This window comes from Pseudomonas mosselii (assembly GCF_003205295.1).
Taxonomy (GTDB): Bacteria; Pseudomonadota; Gammaproteobacteria; order Pseudomonadales; family Pseudomonadaceae; genus Aquipseudomonas; species Aquipseudomonas mosselii_B.
In genome coordinates this window covers 71,800-92,572 of record NZ_QJRP01000019.1, presented here as the reverse complement: position 1 = coordinate 92,572, position 20,773 = coordinate 71,800, and the positions used below count along the sequence as shown (strand labels likewise).

The window sequence follows — 20,773 nt, the reverse complement described above, 5'->3', positions numbered from 1 at the left end:
CGAAGCCTTGTTCCAGATTGAAGCCTGCGCCTGCGTAGCGACAGGCCGGGGCATCGCCCGTACGCGGGACGATGGCATAGCGCACCGGCAGGATGGGCACGCGTGGGCTGCAGGCAGGGCCGGAGGTTGCACTGCTGACGGTGGCGTCAGTCATGGTTTAGCTCCTTGCGTGGGGCCAGTGTTTAATTGGCTGGACATGAGAGGTCCTTCGGATTCGGCTGTCCTTGAACGAGACGGGGCTCGTCGTTGCCTGATGTCTGGGGAGTGGCCTGTCAGCTATCGCAGCATGACGGCGTTGAGCGCCTTGATCGGGGCTCGGGGTTTTGGTGCTGACGTGTTCCGGGGGGGGCGTTCGCATAAGGTCCTCGCTGGCTGGCAATGGCCGTACCGTCGTGCAGACCCGTGGATGGCTGTTGCAGCCAGCCACGGGCGACGGTGACGCAGACCTGAAACACTAGCGAGGAACGGATTATGGGTGGTCGACAGGGCTTCCCAAATCCGCGTAGGACGTTTCTCTGATTATCCTTTTCGGCGCTATTTGGCGGTATTCAGTTACATCTCTCAGGGGAGACGATCCGCCGCTGCACCTCAGAGATCCAGCACCAACCGCGCCGAGCGCGCCCGCGAGACGCACAGCATCATGGTCTGTTGCGCGGCTTTCTCCTCGTCGCTCAGGTACTGGTCGAAGTGCTCGGCCTCGCCTTCGAGGATCGCCGTCTCGCAGGTGCCGCACACGCCTTCGCGGCACAGGCACTCGACCTTGGCGGCCTTGGATTTCTCGATGGCCTGGAGAATGGTCATGCCTTCCTCGACGGCCAGTTCGGTGCCGGAGCGCGCCAGTACCACGGTGAACGCCGAGCCTGCGGCCGGCGCGGCGGCGGCGAACTGTTCCCAGTGCACGCGGGACTCGGCGATGCCGGCGGCGGCGGCGCTGGCGATCACCGCGTCGATCAGCGGCTTGGGCCCGCACACATAGAGATGGGCGTCATCGGCCAACCCCGCACAGAGCGCGGCGAGGTCGAGCTTGCGCCCCAGGCTGTCGATATAGAAGCGGGTGTTGTCGGCATGCGGGCCCTGCGCCAGGTCGCCCTGGAAGGCGCCGTGCTCGGGGGCGCGGAAGGCGTAGTGCAACTCGTAGGGGGTGGCGCCGCCTTCGAGTTCGTGAAGCTGCGCCAGGAACGGGGTGATGCCGATGCCGCCGGCGATCAGTACGTGGCGACCTGCATTGGGGTCGAGGGCGAACAGGTTGTTGGGGGTGGAGATGGTCAGCTCGCTGCCTACCTCGACCTGCTGGTGCATGAACGCCGAACCACCTTTGGACTGCTCCTCCAGCCGCACGCCGATCTGGTAGCTGTGCAACTGGCGCGGGTCGCTCATCAACGAGTAGGCATTGCTGAACTGGCTGCCGCAGGCCGACTGCATCTGCACGATGACGTGGCTGCCGCCGCTGAAGGCGGGCAGGGCGGCGCCGTCGGCGCGGGCCAGGGTGAAGCGCTTGATCTGCGGCGTGGCTTGTTCCACGCCGGTCACGCGTACCTTGAACATTTCGTATTGCTTGGCCATGGCTTACCTCGACAACGGAACCCCGCGCCAGGCCCTGGCGCGGAGCGTGGGGCGTGTTCAGTCGTCCAGGTGGGCGACGGCGATCAGGTTGTGGAAGTGGGCGATGCCGTGCTCGCTCACGCCGCTGCGTTGCGAATCGACCATGATCCGGCCCTGGCCGCGGTAGCCGCGGGACTTCAGGCCCTTCTGCACGCTTTCGACCAGGCGCAGGTCCTCGGGGCGGAACACTTCGCGGTACCAGTCGATGAGCTTGTGCTGCTCCTCGGTGAGGTCCTTGTTGAGGAAGTAGATGTCGTAGTGCTGCAGGGTGGTTTCGGCATCGACCGGGAACTCGTAGATCACAGTCATGAAGTTGGCGCCCGGCGGTACGTTGAACATGGTGCACGGCCAGGCCCAGAAGCCGGCGAAGGACGGATCCTTTACCGTTTCATCGAACTTGAACGACTGCTCCGACGGCTTGGCCAGGCCGTACTGCAGGGTCCAGTTGCCGTGCAGGCTGTGGCTGTACTGGCCGACGTCCACCGAGTCGGAGAAGCCGGGATGGGCAGGGGCGCAGTGGTAGCACTCGAGGTAGTTGTCGACGATCGACTTCCAGTTGGCCGGGGTGTCGCTGACGAAGCGCGCGGCCAGGTGCAGGTCGTCGATCACCGCACAGGCTTCGCGCATGCGCTGTTGCATGCCGGGCAGCTGGTCTTCGACGGTGCCGGCGTCGTTGTCCATGTTGATGAAGATGAAGCCTGCGTATTCCTCGACGCGCAGCTGTACCAGGGTGGAGTTGTCCTTGTCGAAATTGGCCACGTTCTCGCAGTTGCGCGCGTGGGCCAGCTCGCCGTCGAGCTTGAAGGTCCAGGCGTGGTACGGGCAGGTGATGACGTTCTTGGCCTTGCCGCTGCCTTCGAGCAGCTGGTGGCCGCGGTGCGGGCAGACGTTGTAGAAGGCGCGCAGCACGTCGTCGCGGCCACGCACGACGATGATGCTTTCACCGATCACCTGGCGGGTGATGTAGGCGTTCTTCTCGGCGACTTCGCTGCGGTGGCCGACGCAGATCCAGCTGCGGGCGAAGATCGCTTCCTTCTCGTGCTCGAAGACGGCGGCCTGGGTGTAGAACGTGGCCGGGAGGGTGAAGGCCTCTTCGGGGTTGGCGCAGAAGTCGGCGGGCAGGCGTTTGAAATCGTTCATGGCTCTATCTCGGTTCTTATTGGTTAACACGTATCTGTTGGTTAACAAACTGGGCAAAAAAATTTGTCGCAGGTTTGGCAATGTGGGAGCGGCGCATCGCCGCTCCCACGACAAATCCAGACTCAGTGCACCGCCGCTGCGCTGCGCGGTGCCTGCTGCTGTGGCTCCTCACCTGCCAGGCGGGTGGCCTCTTCCTCGATGCGGTACGCCGGCACCTGGCCGTAGTCGGCCGCCAGCCACTTGAAGAAGCCGTAGATCTTCACCAGCAGGATCACCATGAACGGGATCGCGGTGAGCACCACGGCGGTCTTCATGGTCGACAGCGAAGCCTTGGCGAACAGCATGGCCAGGGGCACCAGGGTCAGCACCACGCACCAGAACAGGCGCAGGGTCGGGCTCGGGTCCTCGCCCTCGCGCAGGTTGCGGGTGCTGGTGGCGGCCACGGCGTAGGCAGCGGCGTCCATGTGCGAGGCGCAGAACACCGCCATGATGAACAGGTACGCGGCGAGGAACAGCGTGCCCCACGGCAGGGCCAGCAAGAGGTCGGTCACCGCCGCTTCGCCACCGAGGGTGCCGAGCAGCTTGGGCACGTCGATCTGGCCGTTGATGAACTGGTGCATGCTGTAGCTTTCCAGCGCGCCGAAGAAGAACCAGCAGCCGAAACTGCCGCCCAGCAGCAGGGCGAACACCACTTCCTTGATCAGCCGGCCGCGGGACACGCGGGCGACGAACATGGCCACGCCCGGCGCGTAGGACACCCACCACAGCCAGTAGAACACCGTCCAGTTGCGGGTGAAGGCGCCGTCGCCGGCCGGGTCGGTGAACAGGCTCATCTGCACGTAGTGCTGCAACATCAGGCCGATGGAGTTGGCGGTGTTGTTCAGGGTGAACTGGGTCGGGCCGACCAGCAGCACGACGGCGGCGAACACCAGGGCGCCGATGCAGACCATCTTCGACAGGCGCTGCAGGCCGCCGTCGATGCCGATGTACGAACTCAGCGAGAACAGCAGCGCCACCGCGCCGATCACCAGCAGTTGCACTGTGAAGGTGTTGGGGGTGCCGGCCAGGTCGGCAAGGCCACGGGTCAGGGTCGAGGCGGTGAGCGCCAGCGACACGGTCAGCGCGCCCATCATGGTCAGCAGGAAGATCAGGTCGACGGCGCGCCCGACGGGGCCGGTGGCCTTGAAACCGGTGACCGCCTCGATGATCGAGGCCAGGTTCAGGCCGCTCTTCTTGCGCACATGGAAGTGGTAGGCCATGGCCAGGGAGGCCAGGGCGTAGATCGACCAGGCGCTGATGCCCCAGTGGAAGAACGAGTAGCTGACGCTGTACTCCAGGGCCTTGGCCGACATCGGCGCGATGTTCAGGCCCGGGGTCTGGTAGTAGTAGGCCCATTCCATCACGCCCCAGTACAGGGTCGAGGAGCCCATGCCGGCACAGATGAACATGAACACCCAGGTGGTGGTGGAATACTCCGGCTTGCCGGCGCCCAGGCGGATGTTGCCGTACTTGCTGAAGGCCAGGTACAGCACGGCCAGCGAGCTGCCGAACACCAGCACCTGGACGCTGGTGCCGAAGGTGCGGGTGGCCACCTCGAACAGCTGGTTGGCCAGGCTCTCGGCCTGGGCGGGGAAGGCAGCAAGGCCGATCACGGTGAGCAGCACGGCCAACAGGCTCACGGCGATCAGGAACACGTCGATCTTTTTGTTATTGGGGGACATCAATTGTCTCCTGGAGCATTTTTTTTGTAGTAGGCGTCAGGCGTTTGGGAAGTCCGTATCGAGGCTGGGTTTTCCTTTCTGTTAACTGATGGATAACAAGTATCTTTAGGTTTACAGATTCTGCATTGAATCGAAGTGGGTGGCAATAGGATCGTCGGACAATCCGGATGACTGGGTGGCAAGCCCGCTTCCACAGGAAGCACGTCTTCCTGTGGAAGCGGGCTGCCCCGCGATGGCCTGACGCCGACTCAGGCCCCGAGCAACTCGGCGATGGCCTTGCCCACTTCCTGGGTCGAGCGGCTGCCGCCCATGTCGCGGGTGGTGTCGCCGTTGGCGATCACCGTCTCGATGGCCTTGAGGATGTCGTCGTGGGCCGCCTGGTAGCGGGCGTCGTTGTCGGCTTGGCCGAGGAACTCGAGCATCAGCGCGCCGGACCAGATCATCGCGATCGGGTTGGCGATGTTCTTGCCATGGATGTCCGGCGCCGAACCGTGCACCGGCTCGAACAGAGACGGGAACTTGCGTTCGGGGTTGAGGTTGGCCGACGGCGCGATGCCGATGGTGCCGGCGCAGGCCGGGCCGAGGTCGGAGAGGATGTCGCCGAACAGGTTGGAGGCCACCACCACGTCGAAGCGCTCCGGCTGCAGCACGAAACGGGCGCAGAGGATGTCGATGTGCTGCTTGTCCCAGCTGATCTCGGGGTAGTTCGCGGCCATGGCGGCGGTGCGTTCGTCCCAGTAGGGCATGCTCACGGCCATGCCGTTGGACTTGGTAGCCGAGGTGACGTGCTTGCGCTCGCGGGTCTGGGCCACATCGAAGGCGTACTTGAGGATGCGGTCCACGCCACGGCGGGTGAACACCGACTCCTGCAGCACGAACTCGTTGTCGGTGCCTTCGAACATGCGCCCGCCCAGGGACGAATATTCACCCTCGGTGTTCTCGCGGATCACCACGAAGTCGATGTCGCCGGGCTGCTTGTTCGCCAGCGGGCAGGGCACGCCGGGGAACAGGCGCACCGGGCGGATGTTCACGTACTGGTCGAAGTCGCGGCGGAACTTGAGCAGGGAGCCCCACAGCGAGATATGGTCCGGGACCTTGTCCGGCCAGCCGACGGCGCCGAAGTACAAGGCGTCGAAGCCCTTGAGCTGGTCGAACCAGTCGTCGGGCATCATCTTGCCGTGGGCCAGGTAGTAGTCGCAGCTGGCCCACTCGAAGAACTCGAACTCAAGGTTCAGGCCGTGCTTGCGGGCGGCGGCCTCGACCACGCGCAGGCCTTCGGGGAGGACTTCGTTGCCGATGCCGTCACCGGGGATGGCGGCGATCTTGAAGGTCTTGGTCATGGGGCGCCTCTCGTGTTCAGGGAAGATGCGGCCATGCTATAAGGCTGTGCTTCGGAGATAATCCGGCAATCCATCAATTCTTGGTGCACGATCCGTGAATAATCTGCCAAACCTCGACGACCTCGACATCTTCCTGCAGGTAGCCCGCCGCGCCAGTTTTGCCGCGGTGGCCGACGAGCGCGGCATGTCGGCGGCATTCGTCAGCAAGCGCATCCGCCTGCTGGAAGACAGCCTCGGCGTGCGCCTGCTGCACCGCACCACCCGGCGGGTGACGGTGAGCGAGGAGGGCGAGCGGGTGTACCAGTGGGCGCAGCAGATCTTCGAGACCCTGCAGCGCATGGACGACGACCTCAACGCCGGCCAGCGCGAGCCGGTCGGGCAGTTGCGCATCGCCAGCAGCCTGGGCCTGGGCCGGCGCTTCGTGGCGCCGGCGCTGTCGGAGCTGGCGGCGCGTTACCCGCGCCTGGACATCCGCCTGGATGTGCACGACCGCCTGGTGGACCTGATCGCCGAAGGCGTCGACCTGGACATCCGCGTGGGCAACGTGATCGCCCCGCACCTGATCGCCAAGCCCCTGGCGCGCAACCGCCGGGTGCTGTGCGCGGCGCCTTCGTACCTGGACGGGCATGGCGCGCCGCGAGTGCTGGCGGACCTGGCCAGCCATGACTGCCTGGTGATCAAGGAGCGCGACCACCCGTTCGGGCTTTGGCACCTGGAAGGGCCGCAGGGCGAGGAGAGCGTGCGGGTGACCGGCGGGCTGTCGAGCAACCATGGCGAGGTGGCGCACCAGTGGTGCCTGGACGGACGGGGGATCCTGCTGCGCTCGTGGTGGGACGTGCACGACAGCATCGCCGAGGGACGGCTGGTGCAGGTGCTGCCGGACTACCAGCAGGCGGCGGATATCTGGGCGGTATACACCGCGCCGCTGGCCGGCTCGGCCAAGGTGCGGGTGGCGGTGGAGTTCTTCCGCCAGTACTTCGCCGAGCGCTATCGTTTGCCGGATTGATCCTTCGCGGCGCCCCGCGACAAGTTGTCTGCTTGACTTGCAGTGGCACCCTGCGATCGTTAACTTGACTTCGTAGTCAGTTTTTGTGATCGTGCGCGCCCTCCCAGTTTTCAAGCACCAGAAAAAGCATGGGCAGCCCAAGAGCTACCCAGAGGATCAACCATGTCCAACCGTGATATTTCCCGGCGCTCGTTCCTGCAAGGCGGGCTGATCGCCGGTGTCGGCGTGACCCTGGCGCCGCTCGGCAGCCAGGCCTTCGCCGCCCTGATGGAAAGCAAGGTCACCACTTCGCCGCAGAAGTGGATGAACCACGACGGCAAGGCGCGTTTCCGAAACGACGCGCTGTCCAAGGTCTGTGGCAACAAGGTGTTCGCCCGCGACATCCGCGCCAAGGACATGCCCGGCTGGCCGCAGCAGCAGGGCCACGCCATGCTGCTCAAGGCCACCAAGGCCGACCGCCTCTACGCAGGCTACGACCTGTCGCTGCTGGGTGCCGAGCTGCAACCGGACCGCATCGTCACCGCCGACGACCTGAAGAAGGACGGCATCGCCTGGCCCGAAGCCCATTCACCGGACCCGCTGCTGCCCCCAGGCCAGGTGCCGATGTTCATCGGCCACCCGGTGGCGATCCTGATCTGGAACGACTTCGAGCGTTTCCGCAAGGCCAAGCTCAAGCTGCAGTTCAACGACCAGGCTATCCGCTACGGCGCCCAGGCGCCGCTGTACCAGCGCGACCCCTACGGTAGCTTCCGTTTCGTGCGCGTGGGCGGCAAGACGCCGTTCGACGAGGACGAATACTCGAGCCTGAAGAACACCATGCTGTTCCCCAGCATCCTCGCGCGCAAGCCGGTATGGACCGCCGAGCCCAAGCAGCACGGCAACCTCACCGAGCAGGGGATGTTCTACGCCCAGCGCATCGACGAGCAGCTCAAGCAGCCGCCGCAAGACTGGCTGCTGTTCGACGAGCGCTACAAGACCCCGTCGATCGAGCCCGCGGCCCTCGAGCCGGACAACGGCAACGGCTGGTTCGACCCGGCCACCGGCACCCTGCATTTCGTCGTGGCCACCCAGTGCCCGTTCGAAGTGGCGCAGGAATGCGTGCACATGATCAAGCCGTCGCGCTTCGGCCTGAAGCACCTGAACATGCACCCGGGCTACACCGTCGGCTACGGCTCCAAGGACAACAACATCTTTGTGTTCTACGCCGCCGTCGCCGCGCTGTATGGCGCGGGCGTGCCGATTCGCCTGGCCAACGACCGCTATGAGCAGTTCCAGAGCGGCATCAAGCGCCACCCGTTCGACATCCGCTACCAGCTGGCCGTCGACAAGAAGGACATGAGCTTCAAGATCTTCCGCGCCGACATGAGCGTCGACGGCGGCGGGCGCATCAACTACAGCCCGTCGGTGGCCGCCGTGGGCGCCACTGCGGCGCAGTCGATCTACTATATGCCGCAGAACGACCTGTCGGTGACCGCCTATCATTCCCGTGGCGTCGAGGCAGGCTCCATGCGCGGCTACGGCACCCTGCAGAGCATGGCCGCCACCGAGATGATGGTCGACGAAATCGCCGACCGCCTGGGCGTGGACGCCATCGAGCTGCGCCGCAAGAACGCGCTCAAGTCGGGCATGAAGAACACCCAGGGCGCGGTACCCGCCGGAGCCCTGCGCCTGCACGAGATCCTCGACAAGGCCGCCGAGCACGACTGGTGGAAGAACCGCAACGCGCGCAAGCAGGCCGAGGACGCCAAGGACCACGACAACTGGTACGGCGTGGGCTTCGCCATCACCCAGAAGGACTTCGGCACCGGCTCCGAGGCGCCGATGGCGGCGGTCGAGTTCACCGCTGACGGTCGCATCAGCCTGCGCCATATCGGCACCGAGCTGGGCACTGGCATGTCCACCTCCCAGGCCCTGGTGGTCAGCGACTTCCTCGGCCGTGTCGCCGACGAGGTCATGACAGCCCAGACCGAATGGCCGGAGTTGCAACTGAGCACCAGTGGCAACCCGTACCTGATCAGCCAGGCCGAACAGGACGCCGCGCTGCGCAACCCGCGCTGGGTCGGCAAGCTCGCCTCGCCGTCGTCGGCGACCAACTCGGCGTTCTACTTCAGCCACGCCACCCGCGAAGCGGCGCGCGTGCTGTTCAACCACGGCCTGTGGCCGGCGGCCATGGCCCTGTGGAGCCAGGGCCCATATGGCGGCCAGGCCAACCCGTTGGTGGTGCGCCGCGAGAACGCGGTGTGGGTCAACGGTGAGCTGACCGGCAACGGCCTGGCGCCGATCCCGTTCGCCACGCTGGCGAAGAAAGCCCATGAGATGGGCCTGGTCACCGGTGTCAGCGTGCACGGCTTCAACCGCTGGAGCTGGGCCGAGGCCGACTACGTCATCGATGGCGTGCGCGAGCGCCTGCCGCTCGATGCGCTGGCGGTGAAGTACGGCGACGGCGCGGTGAACGCGAAGAAGGCGCAGATGAACAGCGCCGGCTTCCACCTGCTTGACCGGCAGAACGCCGAGTACCCGGCCACCCAGCTGAACAACGCCATGGTCACCTACTACAGCCCGGTGGCGACCATCGTCGAGGTCAAGGTCAACAAGGGCAGCGGCGAGGTGACGGTGCTCAACCACCACAGCTGGGTCGAGTGCGGCCGGGTGCTGGTGCCGGAGCTGGTCAAGGGCCAGCTCGAGGGCGGTATCGCCATGGGCATCGGCCATGCGCTGCTGGAAGAAATGCCGCTGTACGAGGGTGGCCCGGGCGAGGGCGACTGGAACTTCAACCGTTACCGCCTGCCGATGGCCAAACATGTGGCGGTGTGGAAGCAGACTTCGGAGATCCTGCCGCCGCTGTCGCCAACCGACCCGTCCAAGGGCATCGCCGAAGTGGTGATGATCCCGGTGGTCGGCGCCATCGGCAACGCCGTGGCCCATGCCATCGGCAAGCGCGTGCGCGACCTGCCCATCACCCCCGCCCGAGTCAAGGAGGCCCTAAATGGCTGACCGCAAGCTGCAACTGACCCTCAACGGTCAACCTGTCGTCACCGAAGTGGTCCCCGATGACCTGGCGATGATCGACTTCCTGCACGAATACCAGAACCTCACCGGCTCGCGTCTTGGCTGCGGCCAGGGCATCTGCCATGCCTGCGTGGTGATCGTCGACAACCCCGACGGCACCAGCGAGGAAGTGCGCACCTGCATCACCGGCGCGCATTACTTCGAGGGCAAGAAGGTCCGCACCATCGAAGGCCACGCCAAGCTCGATGAAGCCGGCAACCCCGGCGAGCTGAACCCGATCCAGCAGAAGTTCGTCGACCGCTTCGCCTTCCAGTGCAGCTACTGCGCGCCGGGCTTCGTCAACGCCGCCACGGTGCTGGTGGAAAAGGCCCAGCGCAAGCCGCTGAAGCAGAGTGAGCTGGAGGGCGCCATCGAGGCCAGCCTCGGCCACCATGTGTGCCGCTGCACCGGCTACGTGCGTTACTACGAGGCGACCCGCGAAGTGCTGGGTGACCTCGGCCTGGTCAAGGAGGGTTGAGCATGACGCGCGTTCTGAGCAGCCTGGCCCTGGCCATCGGCGCACTGGTCACCTTCAACGCCCAGGCGGCGGACGAGGCCTTGATCAAGCGCGGCGAATACCTGGCCCGCGCCGCCGACTGCATGGCCTGCCACACCGCCGAAGGCGGTGCGCCCTATGCCGGCGGCCTGCCGATCCATTCGCCGTTCGGCACCATCTACGGCACCAACATCACCCCGGACAAGCAGTACGGTATCGGCAACTACAGCAGCGACGAGTTCTTCGCCGCCCTCACCGAGGGCAAGCGCAAGGACGGCGCCAACCTGTACCCGGCCATGCCGTACACCTCCTACCATCTGGTCAAGCGCGAGGACTCCGACGCCATCCATGCCTACCTGATGAGCGTGGCGCCGATCAACCGTCCAGCCCCGGAAACCAGCCTGAGTTTCCCGTTCAACGTACGCACCGGCCTGATCGGCTGGAACCTGCTGTATGGCAAGAGCGTGCAGCTGGAGGAGGGCAAGGGCAACAGCGAGGCGTGGAAGCGCGGCCAGTACATGGTCGAGGTGCTCGGCCACTGCGGCGAATGCCACACCCCGCGCAATCCGATTGGCGCGCTGCAGCAGGACAAGCGCCTGACCGGCGGCTTGCTGCTGGGTTACCTGGCGCCGAGTCTGCTGGCTCAGGACCTGGCCGCCCGCGGCTGGAACCAGGCGGACCTGGCGACCTTCCTCAAGCACGGCATCAGCGCCCAAGGCAGCATGTTCAACGAGATGTATCCGGTGGTGCACCACAGCACCCAGCATCTGCAGGACAGCGACCTGGCGGCCATGGCCACCTACCTGCTCGGCGACCAGCCGCCGGCGGCCAAGGTGGTGCAGGCGGTCGCCCACGAAACCATGGGCGAGAGCGCCAAGCGCGGCCGCCAGCAGTACCTCAACGTCTGCGCCGGGTGCCACGGTGTCGACGGTGAAGGCAAGCCGCACATCGCCGTGGCCATGGCCGGTAACACCGTGCTGCGCCAGGCCGACTCGCGCAACCTGGTCAAGGCCATCGTCGACGGCATCCGCGAGCAGCAGTTCACTGGCTTCGAGCGCATGCAGCCGATGCCGGGTTTCGCCGACAAGCTCGACGATCGGCAGCTGACCGACATGGTCAACTACCTGCGCGAAGCCTGGGGCGGTCTGCCGGGCGACATGTCCACCCAGCAGCTGGCCCAGCTGAAGGCGGACTGACCCGTGCAGCATCTCGACCTGCAGGTGGTGCGCCAGGCGGCGCAGTGGTCGCGTGATGGCTTGCGCGTGTGGCTGTGCACGGTGCTCTGCACCTATGGCTCGGCACCGCGCGCGCCGGGTTCGCTGCTGGCGGTCAATGAGCAGGGGCACTGGGTCGGTTCGCTGTCCGGCGGCTGCGTCGAGGAGGACTTCCTCGAACGCGTCGCCGCCGGCGAGTTCGCCGGGGCCGTCGCCGTGGTGCGCTATGGCGACGGCAGCGACACCCGCGGCAACATCCGCCTGCCCTGCGGTGGCATCCTCGACGTGCTGGTGGAGAACCTGCCGGGCGACTGCGCGACCCAGGCGCACCTGGGTGAGCTGGAGGCGGCCTTGCTGGGCCGCCGTCGGCTTGTGCGCGAGGTCGATCTGCATACGGGCGAGCGCCGCGTGCAGGATGACCACAGCCAGGGACCCCGGGTGGAGCAGGGCGGCGAATGCGTGCGCCTGCGCGTCGGCGCCGCCCAGCGCCTGTTGCTGGCCGGCTACTCCAGTGTCGCGCACTTCTGCGCCGAATTCGGCAAGGGCCTGGGCTTCGAGGTGGTGCTGTGCGACCCTCGCGACGAGGTGATGGACAACGTGGTACTCGACGGGATAGAAATCCGTCGGGAACTGCCCTCGCTGTTCATCGCCAACGGTGGTTGCCATCGCGACACGGCGGTGGTGGCGCTCACCCACGACCCGAAGATCGACGACCTGGCCATGCTCGAAGCGGTACACACCGAAGCGTTCTACATTGGCGTGATGGGCTCGCGGGCCACCTCGGAAAAGCGCCGTGAACGCCTGCGCCGCATCGGCGGGCTCGGCGATGCCGAGATGGCGCGCATCCATGCCCCCATTGGCCTTAACCTGGGCAGCAAGACCCCGGCGGAGATTGCCCTGGCGGTGCTCGCCGATATCTTGCGCACCCGTAGCGGCATCGCCCGCGAGGCCTTGTGAGCGTCGTCGCGTTGGTATTGGCGGCCGGCCAGGGTTCGCGCTTCGGCGCGGACAAGCGTCGGGCCATGCTGGGCGATGGCCGCAGCCTGTTGCAGCATAGCGTCGAGCGCGCCCTGGCGGCGTTCGACGAGGTGCGCGTGGTGCTGCGTGAGGGGGAGCGGGGCGAGGACCTGGGGTTGCCGGCGGGCTGCCGGGTCATCCATAGCCTCGATGCCGGGCTGGGCATGGGTCATAGCCTGGCGGCGGGCGCCGCCTCGCTGGGCGACAGCGAAGCACAGGCGGTCGCCATCCTGTTGGGGGACATGCCATGGATCCTGCCCGCGACCTTCCGGCGGTTGATCGAAACCGCTGGCCCTGCGCTCATCGTGGTGCCGCGTCATCAGGGGCAGAATGGGCATCCGGTGCTGTTCGGGCGCAACTACTGGCCTGAGCTCGCACTGATGGCCGGCGATGAGGGCGCGCGATCGGTGCTGCAACGGCATCGGCAACAGTTGCTGGTGGTCGAAGTAGAAGACGCAGGGGTATTACGCGACGTCGATACGCCCACCGCGCTCGGCTAGACTGCCCTGAGTTCATTCGCAGCCCTTTCGCGACACAAGGCCGCTCCTGCAGGGACCGCGCGGTCTGATGTACCGATGCCACAGGCAGCAATTGAGGGAAAACCCTCATTGCCGCTCATCCGGTGGCCTCCTAGCATGGATCCGGTCACCCCCCCAGGCACAGGAGCACAGCCATGACCAGCAGCAACGACGACAAGCGCCCGACCCCCGACCCGGCAGAGGACAACGCCTTCTTCCCTTCGCCGTATTCTCTTAGCCAGTTCACCTCGCCCAAGTCCGACCTCAGCGGCGCCGATTACCCCGACGCCTACAAGGGCGGACGCTGGAAGATCCTGTTGATCGGCGCCGACGAGCGCTACCTGCTCACCGACAACGGCACGCTGTTCTCCACCGGCAACCATCCCGTGGAAACCCTGCTGCCCATGTACCACCTGGACAAGGCCGGCTTCGCCTTCGACGTCGCGACCCTGTCGGGCAACCCGGTCAAGTTCGAATACTGGGCCATGCCTCGCGAGGACCAGCAGGTGCTCGGCCTGTTCGAGCGCTACAAGCCCGCCTTCAAGCAGCCGCGCAAGCTCGCCGAGGTGATCGACAGCGCCCTGGGTGACGACTCCGAATACATTGGCGTATTCATTCCCGGCGGCCACGGCGCGTTGATCGGCCTGCCGGAAAGCGCGGAGGTCGCCCGAGTGCTGAGATGGGCAGCGGATCACGACAAGTTCGTTATCACCCTGTGCCACGGTCCGGCGGCGCTGCTGGCCGGCGGCAGGCTCTACGACGGCTACAAGATCTGCGCCTTCCCCGATGAGCTGGATGCCAAGACCCCGGACATCGGCTACATGCCCGGCCACCTGACCTGGAAGTTCGGCGAACGCCTGCAGGCCCAGGGCGTCGAGATCGTCAACGACGGCATCTCCGGCGCCGTCCACCAAGACCGCAGGTTGCTCACCGGCGACAGCCCGCTGGCCGGCAACGCCTTGGGCAAGCTGGCCGCCGCGGCATTGCTCAAGGCGGTCAATGCCGGGTGAACGGCATGCCGTTCGACGAGGTGGTGCAGGCGATCCGGCAGATCGAGCAGGCCAACACCCTGGCGACGATCCAGACGGTCGTGCGCAACGTCGCCCGGCCGCTGGGTTATGACCGTTTCGTGCTGTTCAGCGCCAGCGCCGCACGGGACGAAGTGGTCGAGCGCATCCACTGGGTGGAAGGGGACTGGTTCGGCAATGGCCAAGCGGTCGATGCCCGGACCTACGTGCGCCATTGCCCGGTGACGCGGCACCTGCTGGCGGCGCGTGAGCCGTTCTTCTGGAGCAAGCAACCGAGCGACGACGGCGAACGCTATCGGGTGGTTCGGTTGCCCGGCGGGCCGGGTATCCATGGCCTGCAGGTGCCGGTGTTCGGCCCGGCGGGCCTGGAAGGGGCGATGAGCCTGGGCGGTGTGCGAATCGACGCTTCGGCGCCGGCGCGCCTGGCCCTGAGCCTGTTGGCCAACGCCGCGTTCCTCGGCGCCCGGCGGTTGCTGGAGGCACCGCCCGGCGAGGGTCAGCTGTCGGCGCGTGAGCGCCAGGTGCTGGCCTGGACCGCCGCCGGACAACGCCAGGCCGATATCGCCGCCACCCTGGGCCTGTCGGTGCGCACCGTGGAAAACCACCTGCGCGCCGCCCGCCGGCGCCTGGGGGTGAGCACCACCGCCCAGGCGATCAGGATCGCCCTGGGCAGCGGCGCGCTCGACTGACTCAGCCTTTGTGCGCAACGTTCAATACCACCTTGCCGATATGCCGGCCGGACTCCATCAGGGCATGGGCCTGGCTGGCCGCCGCCAGCGGGAAGGTGGCGTGGATCAGCGGCTTGACCGCGCCGCTGCGCACATGGGGCCAGGCCTTGGCCTGCAGATCCTCGAGGATCGCCGCCTTGTCGTCAGCGCTGCGTGCACGCAATGTCGAGCCGATATGGGTCAGGCGCTTGGTCAGCAGTGGGAACAGGTCGACCTCGGTGGCCGGGCCCTTGACCACACCGATCTGCACGATGCGCCCATCCATGGCCGCGGCCTTGAAGTTGCGTGCCACATAGTCGCCGGCAATGATATCGACGATCACGTCCACGCCCTTGCCCTCGGTGTGCAGCATGACCTGTTCGACGAAGTCCTCGCGGGTGTAGTCGATGGCCACGTCGGCGCCCAGTTCCAGGCTGGCGGCCTGTTGCCCGGCGCCATTGACCGTGGTGAGGATCTTCGCCGCGCCCAAGGCACGGGCCAGCTGCGTGGCGGTGGTGCCGATGCCGGAGGCGCCGCCGTGGATCAGCACGCTTTCACCGGCCTTGAAGCCGCCACGCTGGAACAGGTTGACCCAGACGGTCATGAACGTTTCTGGCAAGGCAGCGCCCTCGACCATCGACAGGTTCTCCGGCAGGTGCGCGGTGGTGCGTTCATCGGCTACGGCGTATTCGCCATAGCCGCCACCCTGGACCAGGGCGATCACCGCGTCACCCACTGCAAAGTGGCGGACCTGCTCGCCGAGGGCCACGACCTCGCCGGCGATCTCCAGGCCTGGAATGTCCGGTGCGCCGGCGGGTGGGTCGTACAGGCCCTTGCGTTGCAGCAGGTCGGGGCCGTTGACACCGGCGGCATGGACCTGGATCAGCACCTCCCTCGGGCCCGGGCGGGGTGTGGCGTGAGTGGCGGCCTGCAGGACCTCGGGCCCCCCAGGCTGGGTGATGTCGATGGCGGTCATGTGAGTGGGGATGTGACGCATGAAAACCTCTGTCATTCTGAAGAAAGGCCGCTACGGCCCGGTGTGTCACAGGGTATGAAACCCGCGCTGCGAGGTCGCGCAGCGATTTTGCGACGCACCTTTGCAGATTTTCTTCAGGTGAAATTCCTGTCGCGAGGCCTGTGTGCCAATGAGTAATGGAGTGAACCAATGAACTGGGATGACGCCCGCATACTGTTGGCCTTGAGCCGCGAACTGACCCTGCGCCGCGCCGCCCGGGTATTGCGTGTCGACCAGGCCACCGTGGGCCGGCGGGTGGCGGCGCTGGAGGCGGACCTTGGCGCGACCCTGTTCCTGCGTACGCCCGCCGGCTACCAGCTCACCGCCACCGGCGAAGTGGCCGCGGAAATGGCGCAGAAGATGGAGCAGGCCGCCCTGGAGCTGGCCCGCCGCACCCGGGGCAGCGACAACGAACAGGCCGGCGAGGTGCGCATTGCCACCACCGATTCCCTGGCCCTGGAGTTCGTCATCCCGGCATTGCGCCGCTTGCACGAGGAACACCCCGAGGTGCGCATCGTGCTCAGCGGCAGCTCGGAGATCGTCAACCTGTCGCAACGCGAAACCGACATTGCCATCCGCAACCAGCGCCCGGACAACCCCGACCTGGTGCTGCGCAAGCTGGCCAGCTGGCAGATGGGCCTGTTCGCCTCGGCGGACTACCTGGCGCGTCGGGGCGTACCGGAGGAAGGCAGCTTCGCCGGCCACGACCTGGTGGTGTACGAGCCGTACTGGCGCGACCGCGGCGCACCGACCCTGGTGGACGTGCCCATGGGCGAGGGCCGGGTGGTGATGGCGGCCAATGCCAGCATGATGCTGCGCCGGGGCATCGGCGAAGGCTTGGGTCTGGGCGAGATTCCCGTGGAGCTCGGGCAGCGCGACGGCCTGCGGCGGGTCTGGCCGCAGCGTACGCGCAGCCAGCCCTACGAGGTGTGGATGGTCACTCACCAGGACTTGCGCCACACGGCCAGGGTGCGGGCGGTGATCGAGCACCTGGTGCGGGCGTTTGCGGTTGAGGATTTGCCCCAGGCTCAGTTTTCGATGGAGGGGGTGTGAGTTGCTCTTCAATTGGGTTTAAGTCGTTGTATCTAATTGTTAGGTTTTATGTATGTAAGTAGGGCGTTGAATATCATGACGGAAAGCAATTTCTTCATAAGCAGGTTTTAAAGTATGCCGAAATAAGACAACGGAGACTACGAGGAGGTGTTCTACACTGCCTGAGGGCCAGGCTGTGCCGCCCGGCTATGAACGTCTGGTCCTAACATAGGAAGGAGCCATCATGAAAGACAATGAGCTGCGTCCATTGAGCGAAAAGGAAGTGATCATTCATGTGCCTAAAGGCGCCGCCGACCATGTTCGTGTTGTCGAAGCGGAACCTGCAGCATTGGGCAGCGAAATAATGGTGCGGGTGAGCAAGAAACGTGCGGCAAGCAAAGTGCCTGTGGTCGGCGTGATTGTCAAATAGTCAGGGGCATGGACAGTGGCGGGTATAGGGTTTGCCCGCTGCTGTTTCAGGTTTGGTTTAATAAAAATCTGTCGGAGGTCATATGCCTTCTGCCGCACTGCCACTACTTCGCGCCGATGCTCAGCTAACTATTGTCGAACAGGAACTTGAGATTGAAGTTGATGATGTTGTTTGTCGCTTGTCTGGTGTTCCTGCGGATCGCCTGTTACAGGCACTCACTTCGTTCAACGGATTCACCGACGTCGAAAAGGCGGGGAAAAGAAGCGGGATGGCGGTCGATGCACTGGACGCCATTGTGCAACAAATGACGCAGATGGGGGTGTTGAACCAGATGAGCGAGTCACCGGACGGAGAACTCAGTCCTTCGGCGTTCTCCAACCTGTGTCGTCGTTTGTATGCCCACTGGAAATCGCGTCTTTTTGCTCATCCTTTATGGACAGGGTTGGCCGACGGCAGCCTGCCTCGTCCGGTGTTCATTGGTTGGGTCATCGAGTCCTGGTTCTTCATCGAAAATGTCATGGACAGGCTTCCGATGGCAGTCGCCCACACGGAAGATCGAGCCATTCGCTCGATTTTTGCCCAGCATTTCTCCGAAGAGTGGGATCATTACGGCTTCTTTGAGCGCTCCCTGGACGCACTGGGAGTAGGCCATGAACTTCGCGCACAACTCCAGCCCCTGCCTTCAACCCGCGCCATTCAGAACCTGATGCGCGCGGCGGCCCGACGTGATTGTCTGCGTTATGCGGCATGCTCCGGATTTCTTGAATCGACCGGCCGCGATCGCGATGCCGCGCGGCAGTTCTTCGACCGTGTCGCTGCGTTCTATGACCGTGAGCAGGGGCAGGCGGTAAAGCCAATGCTCGACCATGTTTCGTTGGATGAAGACTACGGCCATGGCGATTTCGTGGAAAAAGTGGCGACTCGGATCGGCGCCATTTCCCGGGCACGTGCGCTTGCCGCCCTGCGCGAAGGTTACGCACTGGTCGAGACATTGGAAATGTGGTCGGAAGACATATTCAGGTTTTACCAGACTGCTTCGGCTTTCCCTTTGGGTGGGCTGCGGAATTACAGGGGGTTTGAATGAGCGCGCTTGCCGAACGACGCTACCTGCTGTCGCCATCCTGCCGGATCCAGGCCTCAGCGGCCGGTGTACTGATCAACGCCAGTGAAGAAGAGGTTTTAATTGAAACCCAGTTTCCTCGACAGGTTTCAGTACTGTTGGCGACGCTGCAGAAAACCGGTTGCCCTGCAGAGTTATTGTTGCAGCAAGGTATTGCCCAGACTGACATGTTTGATCCGGCGCTAATGACCCTGCTGGAGTCGGACCTGCTCCTGGATGTCGCACGATCCACTCGGGCGACCACCCACAATGAAGTGAATGAGGCGTTACTGGCAGAGGCGCGCTTCTGGGCCAAGCCGATATTTGCTCAGCCCTTTTGGGACAAGTTGCTCTCTGGCCAGTGTTCACCATCGCAAGTATTGGGTTGGGGCGTCGAGTTCTATCATTTTGTCGACGCGGCCAATGACTACATGCCGCTGGGGTTGGCGCATACGCGGGAACTTCGCCAGTTACGAGCGCCGATCGCCAGGCATTACATCGAAGAAATGAACCATGGCAAGATTTTCCTGGAGGGGTTGGCGCGCTGTGGTATTCCACATGAGTCGGTATTGGCTGCCCCGCCTTTGCCCCATACCCGCGCGCTGATCAACCAGTTAATTGAGTACGCCTATGAGGGTGAATTGACGTACACCGCCAGTTTTGCCGTCATGCAACCGGGGCTGACGCAATCCTCCAGCGCCGTGCTCGAGGCGTTCTACGGGCAACTCAAGGCTTGTTATCCCTATGCCAGCGGCATGTTTGATGCTTTTCATCGACACGCCAGCCTGGATGTGGAGCTGGGGCATGAGCAAACCGTGTTCACGCGATTGTGCCTGGACGGCCCATTGCTCGCCCCCGCGCAGGTCCGCAGGGTGAGCACGGTGATCCGCAATCTGGCTGAGTCGTTCATGCTGTTCTTCGAAGGCATCGATACCTGCTACGCCGCCACTGAGCGTTTCTCACCGCGCCGCGCCTTGCAACTGGAGGGCCTGATATGAGCCCATCCAACACGGCGGTGCAGGCCTTGATGAGGCGTTATGGGGATACCTTGCGTGATCGCGGCCTGTGGTCCCGCGGAGATAACCCGCTGGCGGGTGGCAGTGGCCATGACAGTTGGAACATGGAACCTTTTCCCGTGACATTCGAACGGGGGCAGGGCGTTTATAAATGGGACACCACGGGTCATCGTTACCTTGACCTGTGGATGGGACACGGCGCCTTGCTGTTTGGCAATGCGCACCCCGACGTAGTGTCCGCTGTCGCCAGGCAGATGGCCGAGGGGCAGCACCTCGGGGGTGTACATTGGTTGCACTTTGCCTGGGCCGAGCGCATACGCGAGTATTTCCCGTCTTGCGAGCAAGTGCGTTTCACCGCTTCCGGCTCGGAGGCGGCTCAACTGGCGCTGCGAATTGCCAGGGTCTGCACCGGACGGGGTCGGATTGTACGCATCGACGGCCACTTTCACGGCTGGTTCGACGACTGCCTGGCACATCTGCTGCCAGGTTCTGGTTCGGGGTTCAATCCAGGCGTGGCGGAACACATTGGCATCGTACCTTCGATGAACCTCCCTGCTGTCGAGGACGAACTGGCGCAATGCGATGTCGCGGCTTTGATTCTGGAGCCTGGAGGTGGCAGCTCCGGCACGTTGAGCTGGTCTGTGGAGTATCTGGCCGGGCTTCGTCAGTTGTGCGATCGCTATGGCACATTGCTGATCTTCGACGAGGTCATCAGCGGGTTTCGCTACCACCTTGGTGGCGTCCAGGCAATGAGCAGGATCTACCCCGACCTGACGTTGCTGGCGAAGATTTCTGCTGGCGGCATGCCGGGTGCGCTTGTCGGGGGATCCGCCGAGTTGATGTCGGTGTTCGCCGAGCGCGGTATTACCCATAGCGGCACGTTCAACGGCTGTCCTGTAACGGCAGCGGCAGCACTGGCAACGCTGGACCTCATCGGGGAGGGCGAGCCGATAACGCTGGCAAACAACGCTGCCGGCATCCTGGTGCAGGCCATCAATGCTGCGGCGGAGTCTGTGGGAGTCGATGTGGCGGCATATGCGCAAAGCTCCATTCTTCACCTGGTGATAGGTGCACGCGCCGAGGGCGTGGTCGTGGCCCCAGGGGTGGATGCCGTACGCCTTGCTGCGCGCCATGCGCCTGAGCACAAGTTGCTGCGCGTTGCACTCATGCTCGAGGGAGTGGACTGTCATTCCAGCCATGGTTGGTTGTCAGCGTTGCACGACGCCTCGCACCTGGAGGAAGCCGCCAGTGGTTTTTGCCGTGCATTCGAACAGTTGCGCCACATTCCAGTATTTGAGCTGCCTCACTGATACCACGGCACCACGGCATGCTCTGGCATCGGGC

18 protein-coding genes are annotated in these 20,773 nt (G+C 64.7%); 13 read left to right on the top strand and 5 right to left on the bottom strand.

Annotated features, from left to right (window positions below; genetic code table 11):
* Window positions 1-588 precede the first annotated feature (588 nt).
* The 4 genes from DMX06_RS18115 to DMX06_RS18100 all read right to left on the bottom strand — a co-directional run bounded on the left by DMX06_RS18115 (window position 589) and on the right by DMX06_RS18100 (window position 5,803).
* Complete coding sequence (locus DMX06_RS18115) at window positions 589-1,563, bottom strand: PDR/VanB family oxidoreductase (protein WP_110738711.1); 975 nt, start codon at window positions 1,561-1,563, stop codon at window positions 589-591.
* Between the two features lie 57 nt (window positions 1,564-1,620).
* Window positions 1,621-2,742: an aromatic ring-hydroxylating oxygenase subunit alpha gene (locus DMX06_RS18110; RefSeq protein ID WP_110738710.1), complete on the bottom strand. Its 1,122-nt coding sequence runs from the start codon at window positions 2,740-2,742 to the stop codon at window positions 1,621-1,623.
* Between the two features lie 122 nt (window positions 2,743-2,864).
* On the bottom strand, window positions 2,865-4,463 hold the full coding sequence (locus DMX06_RS18105) for a BCCT family transporter (RefSeq protein WP_110738709.1): 1,599 nt from the start codon (window positions 4,461-4,463) through the stop codon (window positions 2,865-2,867).
* Window positions 4,464-4,711: 248 nt separating this feature from the next.
* Window positions 4,712-5,803, bottom strand: coding sequence for a tartrate dehydrogenase (locus DMX06_RS18100; protein WP_110738708.1), 1,092 nt, complete (start codon window positions 5,801-5,803; stop codon window positions 4,712-4,714).
* A 94-nt stretch (window positions 5,804-5,897) separates the two neighbouring features.
* Here DMX06_RS18100 and DMX06_RS18095 point away from each other — a divergent pair, with 94 nt between their 5' ends.
* The 8 genes from DMX06_RS18095 to DMX06_RS18060 all read left to right on the top strand — a co-directional run bounded on the left by DMX06_RS18095 (window position 5,898) and on the right by DMX06_RS18060 (window position 14,819).
* Window positions 5,898-6,809: a LysR substrate-binding domain-containing protein gene (locus DMX06_RS18095; RefSeq protein ID WP_110738707.1), complete on the top strand. Its 912-nt coding sequence runs from the start codon at window positions 5,898-5,900 to the stop codon at window positions 6,807-6,809.
* A 162-nt stretch (window positions 6,810-6,971) separates the two neighbouring features.
* On the top strand, window positions 6,972-9,803 hold the full coding sequence (locus DMX06_RS18090; protein WP_110738706.1) for a xanthine dehydrogenase family protein molybdopterin-binding subunit: 2,832 nt from the start codon (window positions 6,972-6,974) through the stop codon (window positions 9,801-9,803).
* Entirely contained in the window at window positions 9,796-10,335 is a 540-nt protein-coding gene (locus DMX06_RS18085; protein WP_110738705.1) for a (2Fe-2S)-binding protein, read from the top strand. The genes DMX06_RS18090 and DMX06_RS18085 overlap by 8 nt, the downstream gene beginning before the upstream one ends.
* A gap of 2 nt (window positions 10,336-10,337) precedes the next feature.
* Window positions 10,338-11,549 carry a cytochrome c gene (locus DMX06_RS18080; protein WP_110738704.1) on the top strand — a complete coding sequence of 404 codons (1,212 nt, stop codon included), beginning with the start codon at window positions 10,338-10,340 and terminating at the stop codon, window positions 11,547-11,549.
* 3 nt (window positions 11,550-11,552) lie between these two features.
* Complete coding sequence (locus tag DMX06_RS18075; RefSeq protein ID WP_110738703.1) at window positions 11,553-12,524, top strand: XdhC family protein; 972 nt, start codon at window positions 11,553-11,555, stop codon at window positions 12,522-12,524.
* On the top strand, window positions 12,521-13,084 hold the full coding sequence (locus tag DMX06_RS18070; protein ID WP_110738702.1) for a nucleotidyltransferase family protein: 564 nt from the start codon (window positions 12,521-12,523) through the stop codon (window positions 13,082-13,084). Before DMX06_RS18075 ends, DMX06_RS18070 begins: the two co-directional genes overlap by 4 nt.
* A gap of 173 nt (window positions 13,085-13,257) precedes the next feature.
* Window positions 13,258-14,112: a glyoxalase III HchA gene (gene hchA / locus DMX06_RS18065; protein ID WP_110738701.1), complete on the top strand. Its 855-nt coding sequence runs from the start codon at window positions 13,258-13,260 to the stop codon at window positions 14,110-14,112.
* Window positions 14,113-14,117: 5 nt separating this feature from the next.
* Window positions 14,118-14,819: a PA1136 family autoinducer-binding transcriptional regulator gene (locus DMX06_RS18060; protein WP_110738716.1), complete on the top strand. Its 702-nt coding sequence runs from the start codon at window positions 14,118-14,120 to the stop codon at window positions 14,817-14,819.
* A 1-nt stretch (window position 14,820) separates the two neighbouring features.
* Here the strand turns inward: DMX06_RS18060 and DMX06_RS18055 are convergent, their stop codons facing one another.
* Window positions 14,821-15,813, bottom strand: a complete 993-nt coding sequence (locus tag DMX06_RS18055; protein WP_181427861.1) for an NAD(P)H-quinone oxidoreductase — start codon at window positions 15,811-15,813, stop codon at window positions 14,821-14,823.
* 189 nt (window positions 15,814-16,002) lie between these two features.
* Between DMX06_RS18055 and DMX06_RS18050 the strand changes: the two genes are divergently transcribed.
* The 5 genes from DMX06_RS18050 to DMX06_RS18030 all read left to right on the top strand — a co-directional run bounded on the left by DMX06_RS18050 (window position 16,003) and on the right by DMX06_RS18030 (window position 20,739).
* Window positions 16,003-16,905, top strand: a complete 903-nt coding sequence (locus DMX06_RS18050; protein ID WP_110738699.1) for a LysR family transcriptional regulator — start codon at window positions 16,003-16,005, stop codon at window positions 16,903-16,905.
* Window positions 16,906-17,128: 223 nt separating this feature from the next.
* The gene (locus DMX06_RS18045) at window positions 17,129-17,314 is read left to right on the top strand and encodes a hypothetical protein (RefSeq protein WP_110738698.1); all 186 of its coding nucleotides are present in this window, start codon (window positions 17,129-17,131) and stop codon (window positions 17,312-17,314) included.
* Between the two features lie 82 nt (window positions 17,315-17,396).
* Window positions 17,397-18,398, top strand: a complete 1,002-nt coding sequence (locus DMX06_RS18040; RefSeq protein WP_110738697.1) for a hypothetical protein — start codon at window positions 17,397-17,399, stop codon at window positions 18,396-18,398.
* Window positions 18,395-19,411 carry an iron-containing redox enzyme family protein gene (locus DMX06_RS18035; protein WP_110738696.1) on the top strand — a complete coding sequence of 339 codons (1,017 nt, stop codon included), beginning with the start codon at window positions 18,395-18,397 and terminating at the stop codon, window positions 19,409-19,411. The genes DMX06_RS18040 and DMX06_RS18035 overlap by 4 nt, the downstream gene beginning before the upstream one ends.
* Window positions 19,408-20,739 carry an aminotransferase class III-fold pyridoxal phosphate-dependent enzyme gene (locus DMX06_RS18030; protein WP_110738695.1) on the top strand — a complete coding sequence of 444 codons (1,332 nt, stop codon included), beginning with the start codon at window positions 19,408-19,410 and terminating at the stop codon, window positions 20,737-20,739. The genes DMX06_RS18035 and DMX06_RS18030 overlap by 4 nt, the downstream gene beginning before the upstream one ends.
* Window positions 20,740-20,773: the final 34 nt, after the last annotated feature.